This window comes from Amycolatopsis pithecellobii, from assembly GCF_009707865.1.
In the GTDB taxonomy this organism is placed as follows: domain Bacteria; phylum Actinomycetota; class Actinomycetes; order Mycobacteriales; family Pseudonocardiaceae; genus Amycolatopsis_E; species Amycolatopsis_E pithecellobii.
In genome coordinates this window covers 23,431-32,592 of the sequence record NZ_WMBA01000081.1, presented here as the reverse complement: position 1 = coordinate 32,592, position 9,162 = coordinate 23,431, and the positions used below count along the sequence as shown (strand labels likewise).

Below are 9,162 nucleotides of genomic sequence, written 5' to 3'. Positions count from 1 at the left end.
CCCGACAACAACCCATCCCCGACCCCGACGAGACATAACCCCTTCAGGAGGTTTTCGTGATCAAGATGATCGTGTTCAACAAGAAGAAGGACGGGCTGTCCCTTGAGCAGTATCGGGATTATTACGAGAACGTGCATGCCCCGTTGATCCGGTCCTTTTTTCCCACCGTCGGTGTCTATCGCCGCAATTATGTCGACCGTGAACGTACCGCCCTCACCGAGCGGAACGCTGACGCGGCGCAGGCGCAGACCGATTTCGATTCCATTACCGAGGCGTTCTTCGAGGACTGGGAGGCGTTCGAGGCTTTCCGTAACAAGAATGCCGAACCGGCGGTGCGTGCCAGGATCGTGGCCGACGAGGTGAATTTCCTCGAACCGTCCGCCATTCGCCGGTACATCGTCATTCCGGACGGCGACTCACCCTGGCACTGACGGCCTCTCGCGGAAATGTGACGTACACGTTGAGAGTTTGACATATGAGATGAAAAGGCCATAGATTGGTCTCACCAGTGATTGAGGGAGACACATGGCACACAGGCGAGTGGGGCTGATCGTCCCGAGTTCGAACGTGACGGTGGAGACGGAGCTTCCGGAAATCCTGCGCAGGCAGGCGGGGCTCGACATCAGTTTTCACTCCTCGCGGATGCGGATGACGACGGTCAGCCCGGCCGGGCTGGCGGCGATGAACGTGCAACGGGAACGGTGCGTCATCGAGATCGCCGATGCGGGGCCGGACGTGATCCTCTATGCGTGCCTGGTCGCGCTGATGGCCGGGGAGCGGGGGGAGCACCATCGGGTCGAGTCGCTGATCGCCGAGCAGCTGGCGACCGGTGATTCGCCGGCCCGGATCCGGTCGAGTGCCGGGGCCTTGATGGAGGCGCTCGCGGCGTTGTCGGTCCGCCGGGTCGCTCTGGTGACGCCGTATATGGCGCCGCTGGCGCGCAAGGTTGTGGACTACATCGAGCATGAAGGCGTCACCGTCGCCGACTACCGTGCACTCGAGGTCGAGGACAACCATGCCGTCGGCTGCATCGAAGGATCCCGTGTCATGGCGGCCGCCCGCGAGCTGGATCTGACCGGAGTGGACGCGCTCGTCCTTTCCGCCTGCGTCCAGATGCCGTCGTTGTCGCTGATCGCCCAGGCCGAGGCCGAATTCGGCCTTCCGGTGATCAGCGCGGCCACGGCCGGGGCGTTCAGCATCCTGCGGGCGCTCGACGTGCCGGCGGCGGTGCCGGGCGCCGGTTCGCTGCTCGAATCCGGGACGGATTTCTACGACGTCGCCGTCCGGCACAAGACGAGTATCTGATGGCAACGGTTTATTTCCTGGACGTGCCGGAGAACGTCCCGATCGTCGAGGTTGCCGAGCGCGACGAGCGCGTCCGGGTCGAACGGACTGGTCCCTATTTCGCGGTGAGCGCGGATACCGGCTTCGAGATCGACCGCCGCGCCACGGGCAGCCGTCATGCCGTCTGGTACAGCTGTGTGGCGGGTCTGGGGGGTTTCCGGATTTCGGGCTGGGACAAGGATTCCCTGCGCCTGAAAGTGCGAACCTGACGTCAGCGGTGTCGCCGGTAGTGCAGCTCTACAAGCCCGCTCCTGGAGGCTTTGCTGGACACCAGATCGAGCTGGTAGGACCTGGGGGAGCCGGCGAACAGCCGGGTGCCCTCGCCCGCGACGTAGGGGTACATGGTCAGCTGGAGTTCGTCGATCAGGTCGAGCCGCATGAGCGAGCGCCAGAGGGTGATGCCGCCCCAGACCACCATGTGGCCGTCGCCGCCTCGCCGGAGTTGGTAAATCTCGTCGGCCGTATCACCATTGGCGATAGCGGTGTTGGCCCAGCCCGCTTTGTGCAGAGTCCGCGAGAAGACGACCTTGCGCGCCGTGTTCAGGATGTCGGCGAACGGATGGTCCGGGGACGTCGTCATGGACCGTGAGATGGCCTCGTAGGCGGTGCGGCCCATGAGGTGCGCATAGGCGCTGCGGAGAAAGTCGAGTCGCACCGGGTCGTCGGGTCGACGGTTTTCGGGCAGATCGAAGCAGAACTTCCAGAAATCGGTGCCCTCGTCGGCGAGAAAGCCGTCGAGGGAGTAGTTGAACACTGTCGCTATCAGTTTCCGCATGGTGAACGCTCCGTGGTTCCGGGTCGTTCGCGCCAGTGATGGCCCGAACATAACCAAGTATGTCTCGTCGGCCAATCGCGGAACACGCCTTCGATCGTGCAAGGTCGCAGCGTAAGCCTTCGGACAGTGTTCTCAGGAGATGGTGTATGTCCGCATCGTTGATGCGCGCGGTGGTCCAGCACGATTTCGGTGGCCCGGAAGTCCTCCGGGTCGAACGGGTTCCCCGGCCCACACCGCTCCCGACCGAGGTTCTCGTGCGGGTGCACGCGGCCGGAATCAACCCGGTGGACTGGAAAACCCGCGCCGGCTCGGGCATGGCCGGTGTACTGGGCGAGCCGCCGTTCATCCTCGGCTGGGACGTGTCCGGCGTGGTGGCGGAAGTGGGTTTCGGCGTGACCACGCTCAAACCCGGCGATGAGGTCTACGGCATGCCGTGGTTTCCCCGCGCCGCGGGCGGATACGCCGAGTTCGTCACGGCGCCGTCCCGCCAGTTCGCCCGCAAGCCCACCAAGGTCGGCCACGAGGAGGCAGCCGCCGTACCGCTGGCCGCATTGACCGCGTGGCAGTCCCTTGTGGACACCGCCGATGTCCAAGCCGGTCAACGAGTGCTGATCCACGCGGCCGCCGGCGGGGTCGGGCACCTCGCCGTCCAGTTCGCCAAGCACCTCGGCGCCCACGTCATCGGCACGGCCAGTCGTGGCCGGCACGATTGGCTGACGAAGCTGGGTGCTGACGAACTCGTCGACTACACGGCGGTCCGCTTCGAGGACGCCGTAAGGGACGTGGACGTCGTCATCGACCTGATCGGCGACGCGCAGGACACCAGTATCCGTTCGCTCGAAGTGCTGCGTCCCGGTGGCCTGATTGTCACGATCCCCTCCGGGGTCTCCGCGGATCTCCTCAGCCGGGCCGAGGCCAAGGGCGTACGCACCAGCGCGTTCCTCGTCGAACCCGACGCGCCGGCTCTTGCCCGTATCGCAGGCCTGATCGACGCCGGAGAGGTGTCGATCGCGGTCGAGGAGACCTACCCGCTCGAGGAGGTCGCCAAGGCCCATTCCCGCGGAGAAACCAACCGTACGCAGGGAAAGCTCGTCCTGCGGGTCCAGGAAAGCTGAGCATGTTCTACGAGATTCGCCGATACCAGACCCAGCCCGGCCGTCGCGCCGAGTGGGTGCGATACATGGAAGAGGTGGTCATTCCCTTCCAGGAATCGAAGGGCATGTCGGTGACCGCGTCGTTCATCGACGAGGACGACCCGGACGGTTACGTGTGGATCCGGGGCTTTGAAGACGAGGCGCAACGCAAGGAGCGCTACGCCGCGGTCTACGAGAGCGACCGGTGGCAGAACGAGATTTCCCCCGTCGTCCAGGAGTTGCTGATTCCGGAGAAAATCGTGGTCACCCGCGTGGTCCCGACCCCGGCATCCGCGATTCGCTGACAACACACGGCAAATGCCTCCGCTCACCACGGTGAGCGGAGGCATTTCGCCGTTTCGAGGTCACGCCGCCATGGTGGGCTTTGCGAGCGCATGGGCGTTGCGATAAGCGCCGGGCGTCAGCCCAGCGACGGCCCGCAAATGCTTACGTAGCACCAAGGGCGTCCCGAAGCCGGAGGCACGCGCGATTTCCGCGACGCTCAGATCGGTCGACTCCAGTAGCCGGCGGACGAGGTTGACCCGCTGGGCGATGATCCACTGGCTGGGGCTCTGGCCGACCTCGGCCCGGAAGCGCCGGGTGAACGTCCGCACGCTCATGTGTGCGTGCCGGGCCAGTTGCGCGAGCGTCAACGGCTCGGACAGCCGGCCGAGGATCCACTCGCGGGTGGGCGAGGTCGACCGGTCGGCCGCGTCCGGAACCGGGGCCTCGATGAACTGCGCCTGCCCGCCTTCGCGCCACTGGGCGAAAACGCATACCCGGGCGGTCGCGCTGGCCACTTCGGCTCCGAAATCCCGCCGCACCAGGTGGAGACACAGATCGATACCGGCCGCCGCTCCGGCGGAGGTCAGTACGCGGCCGTTGTCCACGAAGAGCACCCGGGGGTCGACGTCGATGTCCGGAAAGCGGCGGGCGAGTTCTTCACACTTGACCCAGTGGGTCGTGGCGGTCAGGCCGTCCAGCATTCCGGCCGCGGCCAGCACGAACGTCCCGGTGCACAGGCTGACCACCCGGGTGCGGGCCGGGATCGAGGCCAGTGCGGCGGTCAGTTCCGCCGGGAGCTCGCCGGGCCCGGGGAACTCCATGCGTTCGTCCTGCGCGGCCACGATCACCGTGTCGACCCGCGTCAGCAGCGACTCGTCGTGCTGCACGGTGATGGTGAAGTCGTGGTTGGTGTGGACCGGGCGCCCGCCGAGGGAACAGGTCGAGACCGAGTACAGCGGCCTTCCGGAGGCGTCGACTGCGTGTTCGAGGACCTGCGCGACGAGGCCGAGGTCGAAGCTTTTCACCCGGTCCAGGGCCAGGACGGCGACGCGATGAGTCATGGCCCAAATGTATCCAAGGATGTCTCGTCGGCCAATCCCGGTCCTGAGGTTCGTTCGGGCAGGGTGATGGAATGACCGACAATCACAACTTGCTCTACATCGATGGTGAGTGGGGCGCACCCAGTTCGACGCGACGTCTTGAGGTTGTCAACGCGGACACCGAAGAGGTGCTGGGTTCGGTGCCGGAGGGGCAGCAGGCGGATATCGATCGCGCGGTGGCCGCGGCGCGCCGCGCGATCGACTCGCCCACCGGCTGGGCGCATGGGGAACCGCACGCGCGGGCGGAGGTGATGCGGCGCCTGGCGGACGCGTTGGACAAGCGCAAGACGGCGATCACCCGGCTGGTGAGCAGTGAGAACGGGATGCCGATCGCGTTGTCGGAAAACCTCGAGGGCACCGTGCCGGGCCTGCTGTTGCGGTACTACGCGGATTTGATCTGCGACGCCGTCGTGGAGGAGCACCGCGATGGGCTGCTGGGCAGGCCGGTGACCGTGCGGCGCGAGCCGATCGGCGTGGTGGCCGCGATCGTGCCGTGGAACGCGCCGCAGACGTTGGCGTCGTTGAAGTACGCGCCCGCGCTCGCGGCGGGTGCGACGGTGGTGATCAAGCCGTCGCCGGAAACGGCGCTGGATGCGGTGCTGTTGGGGGAGGCGGTGGCGGAGGCCGGGGTGCCCGACGGGGTGATCAACATCGTCCCGGCGGGGCGGGAGGTCGGCGCTTATCTGGTGGCGCATCCCGGTATCGACAAGGTCGCGTTCACCGGGTCCACCGCGGCCGGCCGGAAGGTCGGTGAGGTCTGTGGCCGGCTGTTGCGGCCGGTGACGCTGGAACTGGGCGGGAAGTCGGCGGCGATCGTGCTCGAAGACGCCGAGTTGAGTGTCGAGCTGATGCGGGACGAGTTCTTCGCGGCGACGATGATGAACAACGGGCAGGCCTGTTTCGCCAGCACCCGGGTGCTGGCTCCGCGCAGCCGATACGGCGAGGTGGTCGATGCGGTCGTGGCGCTGGCCGAGTCGCTTGAGGTGGGTGATCCGCTCGACGCGGCGACCATGGTCGGCCCGTTGGCGTCCGCGGTGCAGCGTGAGCGGGTGGAGGGCTACATCGCCCAGGGCACGGCGGGCGGGGCGCGGCTGGTCGCCGGCGGTGGCAGGCCGGCGCATCGGGAGCGCGGCTGGTATGTGGAACCCACGGTGTTCGCCGATGTGGACAACGCGCAAGTGATCGCGCAGGAGGAAATCTTCGGCCCGGTCCTCGTGATCACCCCTTATGAGGACGAGGACGATGCGATCAGGCTGGCCAACGATTCCGATTTCGGGCTCGGCGGTTCGGTGTGGACCCAGGACACCGACCACGGGCTGCAGATCGCCCGGCAGGTCCGCACCGGATCATTCGGCATCAACCACTACATGTCGGACCCGATCGCTCCCTTCGGCGGAGTGAAAGCCAGCGGTATCGGCCGGGAATTCGGCCCCGAAGGACTGGCCAGCTACCAGCAGCTCAAGTCGATCTATTTCTAGAAGTCGATGCCATGATTCCCAGCGTTATTTCCGATCACATCGCGCGCGCACCGACCGGGCCGCCCCTGGTCGTCGAATCGGCCGGGCGGGGCCGGGTTCGCCTCGACTCGGCGGAACTCATCAACATGGCCTCCTGCGACTATCTCGGGTTCGCGCGCGATCCCCGTGTCACCGGCGCGGCCATCGCGGCCATCGGTGAGTGGGGTCTCGGCATGGCCGCCACCCGGGTACTGTCCGGGAGCACCGCCCCGCATCGCACGCTGGAGCATCGGCTGGCGCGCTGGGTGGGCACCGGAGACAGTGTGCTGTACGGGTCCTGCTGGACGGCCAACGCCGCCGTCTTCGAGGTGCTGGCGACGCTCGCCCGGCAGGCGGGCCGGACGCTCGCGGTGTTCTCCGACCGGCTCAACCACGCGAGCATCATCGACGGCATATCCGCGCAGCGCAAAGCCGTCTCCGAGCTCACGCGCTACGACCACGATGATCACGCGGTCCTGGTGGACGCTCTCGGGCGAGCACCCGCGGATGCGCTCAAGATCGTCGTCACCGACGGCGTATTCAGCATGGAAGGCGACCAGGCGCCGCTGTCCCGGCTCGTCGAGTTGACCAGTGCTCACGACGCGCTGCTGGTGGTGGACGATTCCCACGGAATCGGGGTCCTTGGCGAGACCGGTCGTGGCACGGCAGAGGCCCAGGGTGCGCTGGGGCAGATCGACATCATCACGGGAACACTGGGGAAGGCGCTCGGTGGCGCATCCGGTGGCTTCGTGGCGACCACTCCGGACCTTGTCACCACGATGCGGGCCACCGCGCGACCGTTCATATTCTCGAACAATCCGCCCACCCCGGTGGTCGCGGGAGCGTTGGCAGCATTGGACATTCTGGCCGACGATCCCCGGCCGCTCGCCGATCTTCGTGCGCGTATCGGAGGCCTTCGCGAGGGGATCACCCGGCTGGGGCTGCCCACCGTGCCGGGCGAGCATCCGATCGTTCCGGTCCTCATCGGCGACGATGTCGCGGCCCACGACGCGGCCCGTCACCTGCGCCGGCACCAGGTGTTCGCGACCGCCCTTTCGCACCCGGTCGTCCCTCGCGGTGAGGCACGGCTGCGCCTGCAGGTGTCGGTAAACCACTCCCCGCAGGACATCGCCGAAGTGGTCGAAGCGCTGGCAGGCTGGCGCAGGCCGGCGGGAGCCGGCCGGTGACCCCGCCGACGGCCTGGCCGAACGGAAGTTCGCTCGCGGTGATGATCACCGTCGCCTACGAATACTGGTCGCCGGACCACTGGCCGGTCTACGCGCCGATGGCAACGTCGTGGCCGCTCGGGGGTGACGTGGCGGACCTGCACAGCATTTCCTGGTCGCGCTACGGGGCAACCGCCGGGGTGTGGCGCCTGCTCGACATCCTGGAGTCACGCCGGCTCAAGGCGACCTTTCCCACCAGCGCGCTCGCCGCGGAGCAGAACCCCGAATCCGTGCGGGCGATCGTCGCGGCCGGGCACGAGATCGCGGCCCATTCGGTGAGCCAGGACGTCATGATGCCGATGCTGGCGCCCGAGGCGGAACTCGAGGTCATCGAACGGTGCACCGCCGCGTTCGCCGAGGTGTCCGGGGTGCGGCCCACCGGCTGGCTCAGCCCGCGGGCGACCGCTTCCCCGCGGACCGCGGAACTGCTGGCACGGTCGGGCTACCTGTGGTCGGGCGACCACAACGATGCCGAACTGCCCAGGCTGATCCGGACGCCGCACGGTCCGCTGGTGGCGATCATGCACAGCGATATCAGCGACGTGCGCGCCGCACCGGCGGCGATCGGAGACGTGCAGTGCGCCACGCTGGACTATCTGCTTTCCACTGGCAGGCAAGAGATCCTGAACCTCACCGTGCACGCTCATGTCAGCGGGCGCCCGTTGCTTGCCGCCGTTTTCGAACGTGTCCTCGACCACGTGGTGGCGCAGGGAGACGACGTCTGGATCGCCACCCACGCCGAGATAGCACAGTGGACACTCCGCACAGAAGAATCCGACACCACAAGGAGAGTTTGATGACCAGCGTTCTCGTGATCGGCGGAACCGGCGCGATGGGTTCCGCCGTCGTCCGGAACCTCGTCGCGACCACGGACAAGGCCGTCACGGTACTGACCCGCGATCCGTCCTCGGCGCGGGCGCAAGCCCTGCGGAGTTCGGGGGCCGGGCGCGTCACCCTTCAGCAAGGCGACATCGACGACCAGTCTTCCCTTGCGGCGGCGATGAAGGACGTGGACGAAGTGTTCTGCAACACCGACTTCTTTTCCACGCTCTCGCCCCGTGCAGAGTACGAACAGGGCGTCCGGTTGCTCCATGCGGCCGAACAAGCCGGGGTCGGCAAGTTCGTGTGGTCCTCTCTCGACTATGCGGCCACGCTCACGGACGGGAAAATTACCGTGCCCCACTACGACGGCAAGGCGGCCGTCGAGTCCTACATCGGCCTGCGGCGCTCCGAGGAAATGATGGCGAAGCGCACGGACGGATGGTATTCGAAAAACGTTGCCGTTTTGGTCACCGCTCCCTATTTCGAGAACTTCCAGTACCGGCTGGCACCGCTGCGCGAACAACTGCCGGATGGGCGCGACGGTGTCGTGTTCGCGATTCCCCTCGGGGACGGCAAGTATCCGCTCATCGGCCTCGACGACATCGGGTGGTTCGCGTCGCATCTGCTGGACCAGTGGGAGCGCTGGCAGGGCGGCACTTTGCGAGTCGTTTCGGAGAGTCTCACCGGTCAGGAGATCGCGGCGGCGTTCGAGCGCGCGACCGGGATCCCCAGCGTCTACCGGCCCGTCCCGCTCGACGACCTCCGTGCCGCGATGCCCGATATCGGACACGACATGGCCGCGATGTTCGAGTTCTTCCAGGAATACGACGTGTTCACGAAAGCCCGTGATATCGCCGCGCTCCGGACCATTCATCCCGGGCTCGAATCGTTCGAGAACTGGACGCGCCGGACCGGCTGGCAGGGAGACACACTCGAGGTGCAGAAACGCCCGGTCCAGGTAACGGGACGAAGCTGAGTGCG

The 9,162-nt window shown here is 66.7% G+C and carries 11 protein-coding genes; 9 read left to right on the top strand and 2 right to left on the bottom strand.

Annotated features, from left to right (window positions below):
- The first annotated feature begins 65 nt into the window (after positions 1-65).
- The 3 genes from GKO32_RS33830 to GKO32_RS33820 all read left to right on the top strand — a co-directional run bounded on the left by GKO32_RS33830 (position 66) and on the right by GKO32_RS33820 (position 1,553).
- Positions 66-431, top strand: a complete 366-nt coding sequence (locus tag GKO32_RS33830; RefSeq protein ID WP_246245143.1) for an EthD domain-containing protein — start codon at positions 66-68, stop codon at positions 429-431.
- A 94-nt stretch (positions 432-525) separates the two neighbouring features.
- A complete protein-coding gene (locus GKO32_RS33825) occupies positions 526-1,305 on the top strand; it encodes a maleate cis-trans isomerase family protein (protein WP_154760992.1) in 780 nt (259 codons plus the stop codon).
- Positions 1,305-1,553: a hypothetical protein gene (locus GKO32_RS33820; RefSeq protein ID WP_154760991.1), complete on the top strand. Its 249-nt coding sequence runs from the start codon at positions 1,305-1,307 to the stop codon at positions 1,551-1,553. Before GKO32_RS33825 ends, GKO32_RS33820 begins: the two co-directional genes overlap by 1 nt.
- 2 nt (positions 1,554-1,555) lie before the next feature.
- Here the strand turns inward: GKO32_RS33820 and GKO32_RS33815 are convergent, their stop codons facing one another.
- Positions 1,556-2,119, bottom strand: coding sequence for a dihydrofolate reductase family protein (locus tag GKO32_RS33815; RefSeq protein ID WP_154760990.1), 564 nt, complete (start codon positions 2,117-2,119; stop codon positions 1,556-1,558).
- 161 nt (positions 2,120-2,280) lie between these two features.
- Between GKO32_RS33815 and GKO32_RS33810 the strand changes: the two genes are divergently transcribed.
- A complete protein-coding gene (locus tag GKO32_RS33810) occupies positions 2,281-3,234 on the top strand; it encodes an NADP-dependent oxidoreductase (protein ID WP_208024631.1) in 954 nt (317 codons plus the stop codon).
- A gap of 2 nt (positions 3,235-3,236) precedes the next feature.
- Positions 3,237-3,557, top strand: coding sequence for an NIPSNAP family protein (locus GKO32_RS33805; protein ID WP_154760988.1), 321 nt, complete (start codon positions 3,237-3,239; stop codon positions 3,555-3,557).
- Positions 3,558-3,617: 60 nt separating this feature from the next.
- On the opposite strand, the gene GKO32_RS33800 is transcribed toward GKO32_RS33805, so the two are convergent.
- Positions 3,618-4,598: a GlxA family transcriptional regulator gene (locus GKO32_RS33800; protein WP_154760987.1), complete on the bottom strand. Its 981-nt coding sequence runs from the start codon at positions 4,596-4,598 to the stop codon at positions 3,618-3,620.
- A 71-nt stretch (positions 4,599-4,669) separates the two neighbouring features.
- On the opposite strand from GKO32_RS33800, the gene GKO32_RS33795 reads away from it, so the two are divergent.
- The 4 genes from GKO32_RS33795 to GKO32_RS33780 are packed head-to-tail and all read left to right on the top strand — an operon-like array spanning position 4,670 to position 9,157.
- Entirely contained in the window at positions 4,670-6,115 is a 1,446-nt protein-coding gene (locus GKO32_RS33795) for an aldehyde dehydrogenase (RefSeq protein WP_154760986.1), read from the top strand.
- Positions 6,116-6,126: 11 nt separating this feature from the next.
- Positions 6,127-7,320 carry an aminotransferase class I/II-fold pyridoxal phosphate-dependent enzyme gene (locus GKO32_RS33790; RefSeq protein WP_154760985.1) on the top strand — a complete coding sequence of 398 codons (1,194 nt, stop codon included), beginning with the start codon at positions 6,127-6,129 and terminating at the stop codon, positions 7,318-7,320.
- On the top strand, positions 7,317-8,156 hold the full coding sequence (locus tag GKO32_RS33785; RefSeq protein WP_312869021.1) for a polysaccharide deacetylase family protein: 840 nt from the start codon (positions 7,317-7,319) through the stop codon (positions 8,154-8,156). Before GKO32_RS33790 ends, GKO32_RS33785 begins: the two co-directional genes overlap by 4 nt.
- Positions 8,156-9,157 (top strand): NmrA/HSCARG family protein, encoded by a 1,002-nt coding sequence (locus GKO32_RS33780; protein WP_154760984.1) that lies wholly within the window; start codon positions 8,156-8,158, stop codon positions 9,155-9,157. Before GKO32_RS33785 ends, GKO32_RS33780 begins: the two co-directional genes overlap by 1 nt.
- Positions 9,158-9,162: the final 5 nt, after the last annotated feature.

What these genes read in the sequence shown, in the direction of transcription:
- GKO32_RS33830 (WP_246245143.1), top strand. Translation starts at nt 66, where the DNA reads ATGATCGTGTTCAACAAGAAGAAGGACGGGCTGTCCCTTGAGCAGTAT.
- GKO32_RS33825 (WP_154760992.1), top strand. Translation starts at nt 526, where the DNA reads ATGGCACACAGGCGAGTGGGGCTGATCGTCCCGAGTTCGAACGTGACG.
- GKO32_RS33820 (WP_154760991.1), top strand. Translation starts at nt 1,305, where the DNA reads ATGGCAACGGTTTATTTCCTGGACGTGCCGGAGAACGTCCCGATCGTC.
- GKO32_RS33815 (WP_154760990.1), bottom strand. Translation starts at nt 2,119, where the DNA reads ATGCGGAAACTGATAGCGACAGTGTTCAACTACTCCCTCGACGGCTTT.
- GKO32_RS33810 (WP_208024631.1), top strand. Translation starts at nt 2,281, where the DNA reads ATGCGCGCGGTGGTCCAGCACGATTTCGGTGGCCCGGAAGTCCTCCGG.
- GKO32_RS33805 (WP_154760988.1), top strand. Translation starts at nt 3,237, where the DNA reads ATGTTCTACGAGATTCGCCGATACCAGACCCAGCCCGGCCGTCGCGCC.
- GKO32_RS33800 (WP_154760987.1), bottom strand. Translation starts at nt 4,598, where the DNA reads ATGACTCATCGCGTCGCCGTCCTGGCCCTGGACCGGGTGAAAAGCTTC.
- GKO32_RS33795 (WP_154760986.1), top strand. Translation starts at nt 4,670, where the DNA reads ATGACCGACAATCACAACTTGCTCTACATCGATGGTGAGTGGGGCGCA.
- GKO32_RS33790 (WP_154760985.1), top strand. Translation starts at nt 6,127, where the DNA reads ATGATTCCCAGCGTTATTTCCGATCACATCGCGCGCGCACCGACCGGG.
- GKO32_RS33780 (WP_154760984.1), top strand. Translation starts at nt 8,156, where the DNA reads ATGACCAGCGTTCTCGTGATCGGCGGAACCGGCGCGATGGGTTCCGCC.